Consider the following 15,812-nt stretch of genomic DNA (forward strand, 5'->3'; position numbering starts at 1 on the left):
GGCGTCCGAGGCATATGGACAGCCGCGATAAAGGAGACCTGATGAGCCGCTACTTTGCACGCGAGTCGGCGGGCGCCATACGCTGCGCTCGCGTGGGATGCATGCGATGAATGTGCTCCCTGAAAACAATCACGCCGTTGCACCCGCGGTCGACATAACCGCGCTGATCGAGCGGCAAAAGCTGCGCGGCTTTTCTTTGTGTCTGATTGCATGGTGCTTTGTGATCGTGCTGATCGATGGCTACGATCAGGTCGCCGCGGCGTATGCGGCGCCCACATTGATACGCGCGTGGCACGTCAAGGCCACTGAGTTTGGCCATCTGTTCGGCTACGGCCTTCTCGGCGTGCTGGTGGGTTCGTTGCTGCTCGGCTTTATGGGCGATCGCGTCGGACGGCGTCTGACGATTATTTATGGCGTCTTCTGGTTCGGCTTACTAACGTTTGCCTGCAGCCTTGCAACGTCATTGGATCAGCTTACGGCGCTTCGTTTTCTCGCGGGAATCGGCATGGGCGGCGTGGTGCCCAACACCGTCGCGCTCGTGTCCGAATATGCGCCCAAGGCGCGGCGTGCGACGTGGATCACGCTGATGTTCTCGGGCTTTTCGATTGGCGCGGGCGGTGGCGGCGCGATCGCGTCGTGGATGCTGCCGCGCTTCGGCTGGCCGGTTCTTTTCCAGGTGGGCGGCGTGGCGGCCGTCGCGGTGGCCATTGTGTCGTTCGTCGTGTTGCCCGAGTCTGTCCGTTTCCTGATCCTCAAAGGGCGCGCGCCGCGGGAAGTGGCACGCATCGCGCGTCGCCTGGGTTCGGCAGCGGGATTGGATGGCGCTTCGCAGGCCGCGGAAAATCAGCAGGCCATTCGCTATATCGTCGACGATGAACAGCGTATCCGGGCCACGCCATTCGCGTTGTTCGGCAACGGCCTTGTCCGCGTGACGCCTTTGCTGTGGGCGCTTTTCGTGCTGAATTCGCTTGCGCTCCACTTCCTGCAGAACTGGCTTCCGATTCTGTTCGGCATGAGCGCTCTGCCACCGGCGCAAGCGGCTAAGGCCGCCATGATGTTTCCGGTCGGCGGGACAGTCGGCGCGCTCGCGCTATGCCGCTGCGTAGACCGCTACGGCATCGCCGTGATCCTGTTGCTCGCATTGCTCGGCCTTCCGGTTTGCGTCTCGCTCGGTATGCCGATGCCGGCACTGTGGCTTTATGGCGCGTCGTTCATGAGCGGCGTATGCGTGATCGGCAGTCAGTTCGCGCTCTACGCGGTGGCCGGCATGCTTTATCCGACGATGTTGCGCTCGGCGGGAGTCGGCTCGGCTATCGGCGTAGGCAAGCTTGGCTCGGTGGTCGGCTCGTTGCTGGGTGGCGTGCTGCTGGCGATGCATTTGCCCGTTGCGAATCTTTTCACGAACGTGTCGAGCGTCTTCGTTTTCATCGCGCTGTTGTCGGTTTGGCTGGGCTGGAACCGGCGGCGAGAGGCACGCGAGTCGATGGCGTGAGCGCATACCTGCGTAAGCAGGGCGGCACATCGGCGCGAGCCGTCGAGCAGGCGTTCGTCAGGTCAGATTCGAATGAGAAAGACACCGCACGACAACATTCGTGCGAATTCACAAAGCAGAGGTTTGCATCATGCTGTCCATTTCCACTGCCGATGTCGTTGCACCGGCCCCTGATCCAGAACTCATAAACGAGGCCGATGCGTTCAGCGCGGTAGATGCCGTGGGCGCACCTGTCGGGCGGCGCAAAGCCATCTCGTTGCAGCAGCGCATTGCGTTGACCATGGCTTTGCTCGCCGCGCTGATGACGGCCATCGGCGTGCTTGGGCTCGCAGGCACATGGCGCGCGAACGAGGCGACGCGCGATACGTACGAGAACAAGCTGACGGCAGCGGTCCACATCGGCAACGCGGAGCTGCTGATCGCCCGCACCCGGCTCGTGCTCGGCGGTGCGATGGCGAGCGCGGACAATGCCCATGCACGGGAGCAGATTGGCCACGCGGGCGAGTTCTTTGCTCAGTCGGACGATGAGTGGCGCAATTTCGTGGCAGAGCCGCACGAAGCGGGCGAAGACGCGCTCATCGCCGCCGCCGGGCAGCGCCGCGACGCAATGCGTGTCGCAATGCGGGCATTCATCGGCGCTCTCCAGGCGGGTGACCGGTCCACCGCAGAGCGGATCGGTACATCGCAGCTCAGCAAGCTGTTCAATGACATGAGCGGCGCGAACGACACGCTCAAGCGCGCGCTCTACGCCAACGCAAAGCGCAGCTACGACCAGGCGGAACGCTACTTCAAGCTGTTTTTTGCGGGATCGACGGCGATGCTCGTGTTCGGCATCGCCGCGGCGGCGTTCAGTTGGCTAACGCTGCGCCGCGCGATCTTTGCGCCGCTTCGCGAGGCGCTCGCGCACTTCGATGCCATTGCGGCAGGAGATCTGAGCCGCCCGGTTGCCCGGCATCGCGCCGATGAAATGGGGCAACTGCTCGACGGACTTCAACAGATGCAAGCGCGGCTCGCGCGAACCGTGACGACGGTGCGCGACAGTTGCGAGTCGATTGGGGCTGCCGCCGGTGAGATTGCTGCCGGTACGCTCGATCTGTCTTCGCGTACGGAAGAGCAGGCTGCATCGCTCGAAGAGACAGCCGCGAGCATGAGCGGGCTGACGGAGACGGTCCGGCGCAACTCGATGCGCGCGCAAGAAGCGTATGCCGTCGCGCACGAGGCGGCGTCCGCCGCGAACGAAGGCAACAGTGCCGTCGACGAGGTGAGCAGCACGATGGCCTGCATCGACGCGAGTTCGCGAAAGATCGCGGACATCACCGGGATTATCGAAGGCATCGCGTTCCAGACGAACATCCTCGCATTGAACGCAGCCGTTGAAGCCGCGCGAGCAGGCGTGCACGGGCGAGGCTTTGCCGTCGTCGCCGCAGAGGTACGTTCTCTCGCGCAACATGCGTCGACGGCTGCGAAAGAAATCGGCGTGCTGGTGGCGGATTCCGTGGGTGCGGCCGCAGACGGCTCGACGCTCGTCACACATGCCGAACGGGCGATCCGGGTCGTACTGGATGCAGCCGGACGATTTCGGGAAGCGATGAGCGAAATGGCTACCTCAGCCGAAGAGCAGCGTACGGGCATCGAGCAGGTCGATGCCGCACTGACCATGATGGATTCGATCACGCAGCAAAACGCGGCACTCGTCGAGCAGGCGAGCGCGTGCGCGCAACTACTCGACGAACAGTCCCGGCAGCTGAGCCGGCAGGTCGCGGTTTTTCGTATCGGCTGAGCGCGGCGAGCGTCGTCTCGCCCGGCGCTCGTGCCGACTCACGAGTGCAACTTCAGCCCCTTCACCGTTTTGTCGATGGCTTTTTTCGACCCGTGCAGCGCAAGACCCACGAGGTCCAGATTCGCCAGATCCTGCGCACGAAAAGCCTCGCGATTTGCCGCGTCGTGGCCGGTTGAAAACATCGCGTGCACATACGGCACTATCGTGAGTTCGCGCGTGAGGGCTTGCCGATGCGCAGCTTGCAGCCCGGAAAGATCGGTGGCGAACACCAGCATCGGTTGACCCAGCATGCGGCCATATCGGCGCCCCGCGGCATCTTCGTAGGGCTCGCCCAACGCTTCGGGTATCGCGGCGGCGACACCCGTCGCGAGAAACGCGGCCACATTGAGTTTTTGCCAGACTGCCAGATCGTCGCGCACGATCAGGGCTACCTTCGTATCGAACATGATTGCTCCTCGGTGAGGCGCTCATGATCGGCGAACCGGAGCAATCAGTCTGGAACGTTCGTGCACATGCGCCGATAGGCGGCTGGGGTCATCCGGTACGCACGGCGAAACCAGCGGCCGAGATGGCTTTGATCCGCGAATCCGACTTCTGCGGCAACCTCCACGGGCGTGCGGCCGTTTGCCAGCAGTCTGCGCGCCGCGCGCAGGCGCAAGCGGACCAGATACGCGTGCGGCGACGTGCCGAACGCTTGCTGGAACAGGCGCGTGAGCCGGAACCGGTCTATCCCCGCAATACTGGCCAATTCATCGAGCCCGACGTTGCCGTCCATGTGGTCGTGCAGGAAATCGCGGACTCGGGCGATCATGGCCGACATAGCCACGCCGTCCGCCATCGGCATATCGCATAGGTGACCCGCGAGCCGTGTGAGAAGGCGGTCTAACGTCTGGTCGCGCGCTAGCCGTCCCTCATTGCCGTAGATCGCGAGAAACGCCTGCTGAATCGCGCCGACGAGGCCGCTGTCGTCGACGAGCGTATGCGCAAAAGCCGCGTCGACCCGCTGGAGACCGGGAACGTTCAGGCGGCGGGTCGCGCGTTCGACCCAGGCTTGCGGCAGGTACAACATCGCGTAAGTGAAGCCGCTCGCTTCCGGCGCATGGCCGTCATGCAACGCGCCCGGTTCGATCAGGATCGCACGGCCCGGTACGCTCGTGTGCAGCGACCGGCGGCACCGGAAGCGCTGCACACCTTGTTCGGTGTAGCCGATCAGCATGTCGTCGTGATCGTGCGGATCGTACGCGTGACCGCTGAAGTGCGCGCGCAGGCTCTCGATGCCCGTCTCCGGATCGCGCCGCGCCTCTAGCCAGTTGTCAGAACCTGCGGGGGAGAACGCCGCGCTCGTCATTGCTTACTCGCTCCTCGTGGTTGCTCGTTATTCCTGGCCGCAGTGTACGTGGCCGCTATACGTGTCGCACCGACGGCGCAGGCCTGCCACAGGCGGTTCACGGAAAAGCATAACCGCGTGCTGCGCGCGCCGTGCGGCTCGCCGTCTGCTCACATCAATCAAACAAATGATCGATTTGCGCAAGCTTCCTGGAAGAAGTACACTGCATTCTGATTGTTTCAATCAAACTAGTGACCAAATCAATCAGATCGGAACAGACTGGAGACTCGTATGGCCCAAATACACATAAAGCGCGGCATTGAACGCGTACCCGGCGGCATGATGATCGTCCCGTTGCTGCTAGGCGCGCTCGTCGCGACCTTCCTGCCGGGCATGCCGAAATTTTTCGGCTCGTTCACCAACGCGTTGTTCACCGGCGCGCTGCCGATTCTCGCGGTGTTCTACGTCTGCATGGGCGCGAGCATCGACGTTAAAGCCACGCCTTATCTGCTGAAAAAGGGCGGCGCGCTGTTCGTCACCAAGGTTGGTGCGGCGATCATTGTGGGCGTCGTGATGGGGCATTTCCTCGGCGAACAGCCGATTTCGTCGGGACTTTTCGCCGGCCTGTCGACGCTTGCCGTCGTTGCGGCAATGAACGACACCAACGGCGGGCTCTACATGGCGTTGATGGGCCAATATGGCCGCTCGGAAGACGTGGGCGCCTACACCATCATGTCGCTCGAATCGGGTCCCTTCCTGACCATGGTCACGCTGGGCGTCGCCGGTCTGTCGGCGTTCCCGTGGCCCACGCTCGTTGGCAGCGTCCTGCCGCTGGTTTTCGGCATGCTGCTGGGTAACCTGGACCGCGAAATGCGCGCGTTCCTCGGCAAAGCCGTACCGGTGATGATTCCGTTCTTCGCGCTGGCGCTCGGCGCGAGCCTCGATCTGCACAAGGTGTGGCAGGCTGGCGTACTCGGCATCGGGCTCGGCATCGCGGTTGTGATCGTCACGGGCATTCCGCTTTATCTGGCCGATCGTCTGACGGGCGGCACCGGTGTCGCGGGCGTCGCGGCAGCGAATACGGCGGGTAATGCGGCCGCCGTTCCGGCGCTGATCGCGGCGGCGAACCCGGTCTACTCAGAGGCTGCTAAAAGCGCGACACTGCTCGTGGCCGCGTGCGTGGTGGTGACCGCGATCCTTTCTCCGATCCTCACAGCCGCCGTCGCGAAACGCGTGCAGGTTCGCCGCGAGGCAAGGGAACTGGCGCGATGAGCATACTGATCATCGCCGACGATCTGTCCGGCGCCGCGGATTGCGCGATCGGCTTTGCGAGCGCCGGGCACCGCACCATCGTGACGCTCGACGTGCCGGCGCATGGGCTCGACGCACAGGCGGCCGACGTGATCGCCGCCGACACCGACACCCGCCGTCTCACGCCCGCCCAGGCCGCGCAACGTAGCGCGGCGGCCTGGCAGACATTGCGCGCGCCCGGCCGGCGTCTGTACAAGAAAATCGACTCGACGCTGCGCGGCAATTGGGCGGCCGAGGTCGCCGCGTTGCAGCCGCTAGCCGGCCTCGCGATCGTCGCGCCTGCGTTCCCCGCGACCGGCCGCACCTTGCGCGGCGGTCGCGTCTTCGTGCACGGCGAACCGCTCGAATCCACCGACACGTGGAAGCTCGACAATCCCGGCCGCGCCGCCGACCTGCACGCGATGCTCGCGGAAGCCGGCCTCTCGACGGCGCAACTCGAGGTCGACGCGTTGCGCGAAGGTGCCGACACGCTCGCCGCGCGGATCGCAGCGGTGGCAGCGAGCGGCAAGCAGGCACTGGTGGTGGACGCAGAGACAAGGCAGGATTTATTGACGCTCGCTCAGGTCACGACGCAGATGAGCGAGGCGCTGTTCTGGGTCGGCTCGGGCGGCCTCGCGCGCGAGATCGCGGGCCTCGCAGGTCTGTTCGACGCCCGAGCGGCGGCACAGACCCAGTGCGCGTCGCAACCGCGCGATGAAAACGCGCCGGTGCTGATTCTCGTGGGCAGTCTTTCGGCGGTGTCGGACCGGCAGTGCGCGATGTTGCGCGAACGTGCCGGCATGGCGGAACTGACCGTACCGCCCGCGATGCTGCGCGACGCAGAGCGTCACCCCGACTGGCCCGCATGGCGGGCGCGCATTGGCGAGGTGATCGCTACGCGCGCGGATCTGTTGCTGCGCATCGGCCGCGACGACGCGTTCGATCCCGCCGAAGGCGCGCTGCTGTCCACGGCACTTGCCGCGCTCGTCGAGCCGCACTTCGGTGCGCTCGGCGGATTAATCGCGACGGGCGGTGAAACCGCGCGCGCGATGCTGAGTGCCGTCGGCGTCGGCAGTGTCGAACTGATTGCGGAGATAGAAGCGGGCGTGGCCGTCGGCAAGCCGGTCGACGCGCGCGCCTCACAGCCGCATCTGCGTATCGTCACGAAGGCGGGCGCCTTCGGCACCGATCACGCGCTGTTTGCGGCGTGGCGCTATCTGCGCGAAACGCCGGCAACGTCGGCGGTCGCGGGCATCGGCTCGAACGGCTCGAACGGCTCGAACGGCGCACACGGCTCACACGATCCAGCCTGAGCGCCGCATCGGCGCAATCAGGCGGGCAGGACAGGCAGACATCAAGGACCAGGCAAAACATCATGAGCAACTACCTCCCAGTCATCGGCATCACGATGGGCGACGCAGCGGGCGTCGGCCCGGAAATCATCGTCAAGAGCCTTGCGCACGACATCGTCTACAAGCAGTGCCGTCCGCTCGTGATCGGCGACGCGCGCCGGCTCGAACGCGCGAACGAGATCGTCGGCGGCACCGCAAAAATCCGCCGCATCAAGGAAGCGGCCGAAGCGCGCTACGAGCCGGGCATGATCGACTGCATCGACCTCGACCTGATTCCCGCCGACATGCCGTTTGGCCAGTTGTCGGCAGTCGCCGGCGACGCCGCCTATCAGTTCATCGCGCGCGCGGTTCAACTCGCCCAGGCGAAGCAGATCGACGCGATCTGCACTGCGCCGCTGAACAAGGAAGCGCTGCACGCGGGCGGCCACAAGTTTCCCGGCCACACGGAAATGCTCGCCTACCTGACGGGCGTCGACGAGGTGTCGATGATGCTGGTTGCGCCGCAACTGCGCGTGATCCACGTGACCACGCATATCGGCATCATCGACGCGATCCGCAAGATCGAGCCGGGTCTCGTGCAACGCACCATCGAGCGCGGCAACGCGACGCTGGTGAAGGCCGGCATTGCGAAGCCGCGCATCGGCGTGTGCGGCATCAATCCGCACGCCGGCGAAAACGGCCTGTTCGGTTACGGCGAGGAAGAAGAGAAGATCGTGCCGGCCGTGAAAGTGCTGCAGGAACGCGGGCTCGACGTGACGGGGCCGCTGCCCGCCGACACGCTGTTTTTCCGCGCGGGCCGCGGCGATTTCGACCTGGTGGTCGCGATGTATCACGATCAGGGCCACGGCCCGGTGAAGGTGCTCGGCCTCGAAGCCGGCGTGAATGTGACCGTGGGCCTCGAAGTGATCCGCACGTCGGTCGATCACGGCACCGCATTCGACATTGCGGGTAAGGGCATCGCCGACGAGCGCAGCTTGCTCGAGGCACTTCGCCAGGGCGCCGAACTCGCCACGCGGCGAGGCTGAAGCAGGGCAAGTGGCGCGGCGGCCGTGGTGTAAGATCGGCAGCCTCTTTACTGCAGATGACAGCCATGAAAGCGTCCGAGCGCCATCGCGCGATTCTCGATCTCGTTGTGACCGGCGACGCCAACGTCGAACAACTGAGCGCCGCGCTCGGCGTGTCCGAGGCAACGGTCCGGCGCGATCTCACGACGCTCGCGAACCAGCGCCGCCTCGTGCGCACCTATGGCGGCGCGACCGCGCTGATCGGCTCGCATGAGCCGGAGGCGTCGCTGGAGGAACGCAAGGCGACGCAGCGCGAACAGAAAGAAGCCATCGCGCGCGCGGCTGCCGCGCATGTGCACGACGGCGATACGGTACTGCTCGACGGCGGCACGACTTGCGCCGCACTCGCGCGGCATCTCGGCTCGCGCGTCGATCTTCACGTGGTCACCAATAATCTGCTTGCCGTGATGACGCTCGCGAACGCACCGGGCGTGCATCTGACGCTGCTCGGAGGCGATTTGCGCAATTCGAGCATGAGCACGCTCGGGCCGCTCGCCGAACTTTCGCTGAGCCGTTTGAGCGTCGACAAGGCGTTTCTCGGCGCCGATGGCGTGGTCGCCGAATTCGGACTTTGCGAAGCGAGCGCGCAGCAGGCGTATCTGAAAGACTGCATCGTCCGGCGCGCGGCGCAAGTCATCGTGCTCGCCGACGCCGACAAACTCGGCCGCTCGCGACAGCAACACTGGACTCCGCTCGAACGCGACTGGCGACTCATTACATCGAACGTCGCCGACGAGGCGCGTCTTGCGCCGTTCAGAGCGCTAGGACGCGTCGTCGTGGAGACAGCGGATGTCGATAGCTCGCCGCTTGCGGCGGCGCCTGGCGAAGCTGCGCCTCGACGTACGGTCGCTCCGTCGGGCTGAAGTACGACCGCGGTGACCGCGCGCGTTGCGCGGCAAAGTGTGCGCATCGCCTGAATATATCGAGCGCAACGGCGCGCCGCGGACCATCGACGAGCTTGCTCAACATCGCTGCACCGGGTATCGGCGCGCAAACACGGGCAAGCTGGCTCAGTGGCAGTTCCAGATTGGCGATGAGATCGTCTATCGCGATGTGCCCGCCGCCATCTGCGTGAACGATACGGAAATGGAAACACAGGCGGTGTTGTCCGGTCTTGGTATCGGGCAGTTGGGTAGTTTCAACGCAACGCCTCATATCAGAAGCGGCCGGCTCGTACCGTTGCTGACGCGGCACGTGACTGAGTACGGCATGGTTTATATCTACTACGGACATCGCACCGAACAGTCGCTGCGGGTGAAGACGTTTATCGACTTCATGGTCGAGCGCGTGGCCGGCAATCGGAGCTTCTTCCTCGATCCGTCGGAGCTTCGCGCGAGGCAGCCGCAGCAGGACCGCGCGGCGAAGAAACGTGGCTAGCTGTGCTGTTTCGACAGAGAACGCGACGAGCACGATCCTCAGACAGCCTCCCGATCGAACACGCATTGCAGTGACACATATCGCACATATCGTCAGGCGTCTTCGTCGAACGATCCTGTGCGCACTTCACCATTGCGGACGTAGCGGGTGATCAGCACACCGCCTGGCGTCGCGGCCGAGTGCGTCAGAGTGAAGGCACGCGCGCGTGCGTTGTCCCCAAACAGGCGCTTGCCGGGCCCGAGCATGACGGGGTAGATCAGAAGGCGCAGTTCGTCCACCAGATCTTCTGCGAGCAGTTGGCGCACCATGTCACCGCTGCCGAACGTCAATAGATCGGCGCCGTCCCGACGTTTGAGCGCGCGTATCGCGTCGCCCAGGCCGCCCTTCAGCGCATGGCTGTGCTCCCAATCAAGGGTGTCCGGCCGATGTGTAGCCACGTGCCTCGCTACGCTGTTGAACAGATCGGCGATGCCGCCGCTGTGCGAATCGGCCGGCACGTGCGGCCAGTACGCGGCGAATATGTCGTAAGTGCAGCGGCCCAACAGCAATTCGAAGGGCTGCGAGAGCAGATCCTGCAGATGTTGCCCGATGGCTTCGTCAGCATACGGCACCATCCAGCCGCCGAAACGGAATTGACCGCTGGGATCTTCGCCCGGGCCGCCGGCTGATTGAATGACGCCGTCCAGGCTGATGAAAGCCCAAACAGTGAGCTTGCGCATAACGTTCTCCAGATCGACGGACCCGATCGGTCCCGCAGATACGACGAACGAGCAGCGTGTGGATCGACAGGCGGCCCCGCAGCCTACGGCTTCATTGACCTAGTCGCGCGGATTGGATTTTATCGCCGCTCTGTTCGCCCGGCTTATCGGCGCCCGTCTTGGGCGGCGTCGGGCCTGCGCAGGCTTCGAGCGCGACGACCGCCCGTTTCGCAAGCTCGACCGTTTCGTCACATGCGGCCACGTTTCGCAGCATGCTGCAACGGGCTCCCCAACCGAGCTTCGACAACACGGAGCGCAGCTTCGCGAGCGCCGCCAGCGGCGAGCCGCTGTCTGAAATGAGCGAGGCCATGTCGAACGCGCTGCCGGCCGGCGTCGTGATCACTGTTGGACAGGCCGACGCGGCGCCGGCGCTGGAGACGAAGAGCGCCAGTGTCAGCCCGACGGTGCCCGTGCGCAATCCGCCGGGAACATCGAAATACGTATTCATCGATACGATCATAGGAAACTCCCGGTCGGTAGGATGCGATGCTGGCTAGATCGCACGGCTCAGTTTGGGCGGCGGGTTTTCATTCTGCTCTCACGCGCCGGGAGAAAAAAGCACCTCAACGATTTCCCTGGAGTTGCACGAGCGCTTTGCGGTACTTTCGGCGCGTATAGGAGGAAGCGTAAAGCGCGAGGGTTAGACCGATGCGGCCGTCGCGGACATTGCCTTTGCGGATGTACCACTTCAGAAAGGCCCCCAATGGGCTGATCCAGCTTTTGAGCCACAGCACGCGAGCCGGCTCTCTTTTATCCAGCAGGTCGGTGGCGGCGAGGTCCGTGTACAGATCGAGTTTGGTTTTCATCTCCGTCGCGGTCTCGAACGTACGATGCACGACCGGCGACTCGATTCGCCCACAGTTGTCGTAACCGGTGAGGGTTTCGTGAACGCTATGGTCGGTGAAACGCAGCGTGGCGCGCCGATAGATGCGGATCGGATAGTCCGGCGAGGAGATCGGCAGCAGCGCGTGAATGACCTTACCCATGACCACCCAGTCCCGCCTGACGGCATACGCGTCGTGATCAAAGCCGCGGGTTTTCAGTGCGAGTACTTCGTCGATTAGCGCGTCGCTCGCAATTTCGTCGCTATCGAAGAACATCACGGTTTCGTGCAAGCAGAGCCCGTTGGCGAACTGCCGTTGCGCGCGAAAATTGTCGAATGGCCGATGCACGACTCGTGCGCCGTGTTTGGCCGCAATCGACAGCGTTGCGTCGGTGCTGCCGCTGTCCACGATCAGTAGATCATCCGCGGCACGTTTCGCGGCCGTCAGAACCTTGTCCAGATAACGCTCGCTGTTGTAGGTGAGAACGTAGACGGATAGTGGAGTCAAATCGAAACCTGAAGTAATGGGTTGGACCGGCTGGCGTTTTACCATCCGGGCGCGAGCACGTTGGTCATCGTGACAATCAATTTGTGCCGGGCGCGCAATCGTGCGCGGTGCTGCTAACGAACAGGAAGCCGAAGACGCCATGCGGGGAACCGTCCTGCCCCTTCGGGCGGCGGCTGCTCGTTGACAAAGCGATACACGTGCACCGGGGTTACTGCGTGAGTACGGGTTTTAGCGTTCGGCCGGCGGGTGATTTTACATTGTTGTGCGGATGTCCCCGGCGATCGCTTCCATCACCTGTCGTGCGTGTGGCAATCCCGTCGTGCGCTTCGCGTTGTTTTTTCGCGACTTGACGAAGGGCCGGTTGCGCCGACAAGCACGTGCCAGAAGCTTCTGACGCGATCAGGGCATGCTTTCATACAAAACACCCGATGTTCATGCCCCGCAAACGTGGCTACGATTCGAGAGGCGTCAGCGTTCCCAAACGTTCGGCGTGTGTGTTTGTTCGCCGCAGCTTGTCTGCGGCTTTTTTCTGCGCGTCGATTCTGTCTTTCCTCGCTCCGCGATCTATCGTGATCGTCCCCAGCGGCGCAAAACTTCTGCGCGTGCGTCGCGGCGGCGCGCTGTCGTATGCCGCCGTCGTTGGGCGCCAGCCCAGCGGTTCAACTCCTCCTTCACAGAACGAAGCTTGATAGCGGACGTCGACACGATCGTGTCAGATCGACTAACTAACTAATAAGCACGCTCGAACCCACAAAGGGAGCTCCCCGAGCATCGCCGCAAGATCCCTTGCCGCCCGTCTCACGTGCCACCCGACACTCCCTGAGCGCCCGCTGGCCGGGCCCCGACACTCACTGCACGGCAAACGTCGAACGAGAGCCGCGCCGCACCTGTCCCGCGCGGCTGGAGCGCGCCTGCCATCTCTCTGGTAAACCCGCTTGCACCATAATTTTGATGAGCCTATATTGCATTACACCATCAACTATTGCGATGCGATAACTCATGAACAATGACGTGCTGTTCTCGAATCACGGCCGCGTCGCGGTCATTACCCTCAATCGTCCCGAGCGTTTGAACGCGTGGACCACGCCGATGCGCGAAATGATCATCGAGGCGTTGGAGCGCTTCAACAACGACCCGGACGTCGCCGCGATCATCATGACGGGTGCGGGCAACCGGGCGTTCTCGGCAGGCCAGGACCTGTCGGAGGCACATGATTTCGACGGCGAACGCGCGGTGGCGTGGGTCAAGGAATGGCAGCGCTATTACACGGCGCTGCGCAGCCTCGCCAAGCCGCTCGTCATGGCGTTGAACGGCACGGCCGCTGGCTCGGCATTCCAGGTGGCGTTGCTCGGCGATATCCGCGTCGGGCATGCAGGCGTGCGCATGGGTCAGCCGGAGATCAACGCGGGCATTGCCAGCACGACTGGTCCCTGGATCATGAACTCGATGCTCGGCATGTCGCGCACCATCGAGCTCACGCTGACGGGCCGTCTGATGGACGCGGACGAGTGTCATCGCATCGGCCTCATCCATCATCTGGTCGACGAGGACAAGGTGTTCGGGAAGGCGCTGGAAATTGCCACCGAACTCGCCGCCAAGCCGCCCGTCGCGATGCGTCTGGACAAGCAGCGCTTTCGCGAGATGACGGAGCCGGGGTTCGTCGACTGCATCGAAGCGGGCGAGCGCATTCAGCGCGAAGCGTACGACTCGGGCGAACCCGCTCGCATGATGGAAGAGTTCTTCCTTAAGCGCGGAAAGTAGCCGGCAGCGAGCGAGGCCGAATGCGAGGCCCGATGCGAGGTCAGACGCGAGGCCGAAGCGAGGCCCGAAGCCAGGCCCAAAGCCGCCAGAACCGAGGCAAAGTCGAGCCGTTCCAATCTCAACCCATGTGCGGGAGACCTGAACAATGACGCAAGACTTCAATGCAACGCGCCGTCGCATTCTTCACGGCGCGGGCGCGCTTGCCGTGGCGAGCGCGATGCCGCTCGCCGCGCGAGCCCAATCGAAGCAGATCGTGGTGTCGGACCCGGGCGGTCCCTATACGACCGCGTATCGCGAAGCGTTCTACGATCCGTTCGAGAAAGCGACCGGTATCAAGGTCGTGAGCGTGGCGCGTGAATCGCAGCCCGTCGCGCAATTCGCGGCGATGGTGCAGACGAAGAACTATGTGTGGGACGTCACCACGCTCACGCTGTCGGCGGATATTCCTTACCTCGAATCGAAAGGCCTGCTTGAACCTATCGGCCTGAAGGCGAGCGACTATCCGGACATCATGCCCGAAGCGATCACGCCGAACTGGCTCGGTGTAGACGTGTATTCGACCGTGCTCGCGTATCGCGCGGACAAGTTCAAGGGCAACGGCCCGAAATCGTGGGCGGACTTCTGGGACGTGAAGAAATTCCCCGGCCGCCGCTGCCTGCGGCGCAGTCCGCTCGACACGCTCGAACAGGCGCTGCTCGCCGACGGCGTGCCGCTCGACAAGCTCTATCCGCTCGACGTGGACCGCGCGTTCAAAAGCCTCGACAAGATCAAGCCGCACGTCAACATCTGGTGGACCTCGGGCGCGCAAGCCATGCAGGCGATCCAGAGCGGCGACGTCGACATGATCTCGGCGTGGAACGGCCGCGCGCAGGCCGCGAAGGACGGCGGCGCGCCGGTCACGATCGTATGGAACCAGGGCCTTTATTCGATCGAAGGCTGGGGCATTCCCAAGGGCACGCCGCGCGCGGACGCGGCAAAGCAGTTCGTGCGTTTTTGCGCGGATGCGAAGCGTCAGGCGCTGCTCACGCGCACGCTTGCCTACGGTCCCACCAACAAGAAAGCGTTCGAGACGATCCCCAAAGACCGCTCGACGTTGTTGCCCACGGCTCCTGACAACATTCGCGATATGCGGCTGCCGAGTCCGCAATGGTGGGAAGCGAACCGTCAGAAAGTCACTGAGCGGTTCAATTCGTGGATCATTTCGTAAGGACGGCACCATGAGTTCGAAGCTCGAGGCGATCGGCATTGCAAAGCGCTACGGCGATGCGGTCGCGCTGGAACCGACGGACCTCGCCGTACAAGCCGGCGAATTCCTGACGCTGCTCGGTCCCTCGGGCTCGGGCAAGACCACGCTGTTGCAGATGATCTCGGGCCTCGTCGCGCCGAGCGCGGGCCGTATCGAGATCGACGGGCGCGACGTCACGCATGTCGAGCCCGGCAAGCGAGGCATCGGCATGGTGTTCCAGAGCTACGCGCTCTTTCCGCACATGAGCGTGTGGGACAACGTCGCATACGGATTGCGCATGCGACGCAAGTCGCGCGAAGAAGTGCGCGGGGCCGTCGACGACGCGCTCGCGATGGTGCGCATGACCGAATATGCCAAGCGTTTTCCGAAGGAGTTGTCGGGCGGGCAACAACAGCGCATTGCTCTTGCTCGTTGTTTTGCGTACCGGCCTTCGGTAATTCTGCTCGACGAGCCACTCGGCGCGCTCGACAAGAAACTGCGCGAGCATATGCAGTCGGAGATTCGCCGGTTGCATAAGGAACTCGGCGCAACCTTCGTGTATGTCACGCACGATCAGGACGAAGCCCTCACGCTGTCCGACCGCATCTGCCTGATGAATCAGGCGCGCATCGAGCAGGTGGGCACGCCCACCGATCTGTACGACCGTCCCGCGACGCGCTTTGCGGCCGGCTTCATCGGCCATTCGAATCTGCTCGAAGGAGCGCTAGACGACGCACGTGGCGCGAGCGGCGAGGCGATTCTGCTCGCGGCGGGCGGCCGCATTCCTCTGCCGATGAACGCATCCGTTGCATCCGGCGCGCGCCACACGCTGCTGGTCCGCCCGGAGGCGCCGCGCCTTGTCGAACCGGAACGCGGCTTTGTCGACGGCACGATTGCGGACATCGTGTTCTTCGGCAGCGATACGCGCGTGCAACTCGCGATGAACGACGGCAGCGAACTCACCGTGCGCTGCGAGCGCAGTCTCTCGCCGCGCATCGGCGACAAGGTCGGCCTCGTGTGGGACCCGTATCGCACGACGCTTTTGCACGCCTGAG

At 63.8% G+C, this 15,812-nt stretch carries 14 protein-coding genes and 1 pseudogene; 10 read left to right on the top strand and 5 right to left on the bottom strand.

Annotated features, from left to right (window positions below):
* The first annotated feature begins 106 nt into the window (after positions 1-106).
* Both JMY24_RS04880 and JMY24_RS04885 read left to right on the top strand, forming a co-directional pair.
* Positions 107-1,492 carry an MFS transporter gene (locus JMY24_RS04880; RefSeq protein ID WP_128595505.1) on the top strand — a complete coding sequence of 462 codons (1,386 nt, stop codon included), beginning with the start codon at positions 107-109 and terminating at the stop codon, positions 1,490-1,492.
* A 130-nt stretch (positions 1,493-1,622) separates the two neighbouring features.
* The gene (locus JMY24_RS04885) at positions 1,623-3,272 is read left to right on the top strand and encodes a methyl-accepting chemotaxis protein (protein WP_128595504.1); all 1,650 of its coding nucleotides are present in this window, start codon (positions 1,623-1,625) and stop codon (positions 3,270-3,272) included.
* A 38-nt stretch (positions 3,273-3,310) separates the two neighbouring features.
* Here JMY24_RS04885 and JMY24_RS04890 read toward each other — a convergent pair whose 3' ends face one another.
* Positions 3,311-3,718, bottom strand: a complete 408-nt coding sequence (locus JMY24_RS04890; RefSeq protein WP_128595503.1) for a DUF2000 family protein — start codon at positions 3,716-3,718, stop codon at positions 3,311-3,313.
* 44 nt (positions 3,719-3,762) lie between these two features.
* Positions 3,763-4,620: an AraC family transcriptional regulator gene (locus tag JMY24_RS04895; protein ID WP_128595502.1), complete on the bottom strand. Its 858-nt coding sequence runs from the start codon at positions 4,618-4,620 to the stop codon at positions 3,763-3,765.
* Positions 4,621-4,890: 270 nt separating this feature from the next.
* Here JMY24_RS04895 and JMY24_RS04900 point away from each other — a divergent pair, with 270 nt between their 5' ends.
* The 5 genes and pseudogenes from JMY24_RS04900 to JMY24_RS04920 all read left to right on the top strand — a co-directional run.
* Positions 4,891-5,871 (top strand): 2-keto-3-deoxygluconate permease, encoded by a 981-nt coding sequence (locus JMY24_RS04900; protein WP_128586367.1) that lies wholly within the window; start codon positions 4,891-4,893, stop codon positions 5,869-5,871.
* Entirely contained in the window at positions 5,868-7,202 is a 1,335-nt protein-coding gene (locus tag JMY24_RS04905; protein WP_201701463.1) for a four-carbon acid sugar kinase family protein, read from the top strand. Before JMY24_RS04900 ends, JMY24_RS04905 begins: the two co-directional genes overlap by 4 nt.
* A 62-nt stretch (positions 7,203-7,264) precedes the next feature.
* Positions 7,265-8,266 (top strand): 4-hydroxythreonine-4-phosphate dehydrogenase PdxA, encoded by a 1,002-nt coding sequence (gene pdxA, locus JMY24_RS04910; protein ID WP_128596988.1) that lies wholly within the window; start codon positions 7,265-7,267, stop codon positions 8,264-8,266.
* A gap of 65 nt (positions 8,267-8,331) precedes the next feature.
* Entirely contained in the window at positions 8,332-9,168 is an 837-nt protein-coding gene (locus JMY24_RS04915) for a DeoR/GlpR family DNA-binding transcription regulator (protein ID WP_128596987.1), read from the top strand.
* A gap of 37 nt (positions 9,169-9,205) precedes the next feature.
* Positions 9,206-9,682 (top strand): annotated as a pseudogene (locus JMY24_RS04920) (substrate binding domain-containing protein); the annotation flags it as partial.
* Between the two features lie 92 nt (positions 9,683-9,774).
* Here JMY24_RS04920 and JMY24_RS04925 read toward each other — a convergent pair.
* From JMY24_RS04925 to JMY24_RS04935, 3 genes are all read right to left on the bottom strand, one after another.
* Positions 9,775-10,401: a dihydrofolate reductase family protein gene (locus JMY24_RS04925; RefSeq protein ID WP_128596986.1), complete on the bottom strand. Its 627-nt coding sequence runs from the start codon at positions 10,399-10,401 to the stop codon at positions 9,775-9,777.
* Between the two features lie 91 nt (positions 10,402-10,492).
* The gene (locus tag JMY24_RS04930; protein ID WP_128596985.1) at positions 10,493-10,900 is read right to left on the bottom strand and encodes a hypothetical protein; all 408 of its coding nucleotides are present in this window, start codon (positions 10,898-10,900) and stop codon (positions 10,493-10,495) included.
* A 103-nt stretch (positions 10,901-11,003) separates the two neighbouring features.
* Positions 11,004-11,771: a glycosyltransferase family 2 protein gene (locus JMY24_RS04935; RefSeq protein WP_128596984.1), complete on the bottom strand. Its 768-nt coding sequence runs from the start codon at positions 11,769-11,771 to the stop codon at positions 11,004-11,006.
* 999 nt (positions 11,772-12,770) lie between these two features.
* Between JMY24_RS04935 and JMY24_RS04940 the strand changes: the two genes are divergently transcribed.
* The 3 genes from JMY24_RS04940 (at position 12,771) to JMY24_RS04950 (ending at position 15,811) form a co-directional block, all read left to right on the top strand.
* On the top strand, positions 12,771-13,532 hold the full coding sequence (locus JMY24_RS04940; protein WP_128596983.1) for an enoyl-CoA hydratase/isomerase family protein: 762 nt from the start codon (positions 12,771-12,773) through the stop codon (positions 13,530-13,532).
* Positions 13,533-13,677: 145 nt separating this feature from the next.
* Positions 13,678-14,739, top strand: a complete 1,062-nt coding sequence (locus tag JMY24_RS04945) for an ABC transporter substrate-binding protein (RefSeq protein ID WP_128596982.1) — start codon at positions 13,678-13,680, stop codon at positions 14,737-14,739.
* Between the two features lie 10 nt (positions 14,740-14,749).
* Entirely contained in the window at positions 14,750-15,811 is a 1,062-nt protein-coding gene (locus JMY24_RS04950) for an ABC transporter ATP-binding protein (protein WP_128596981.1), read from the top strand.
* The last annotated feature ends 1 nt before the right edge of the window (position 15,812 follow it).

This window comes from Paraburkholderia kirstenboschensis, from assembly GCF_904848585.1.
Taxonomy (GTDB): domain Bacteria; phylum Pseudomonadota; class Gammaproteobacteria; order Burkholderiales; family Burkholderiaceae; genus Paraburkholderia; species Paraburkholderia kirstenboschensis.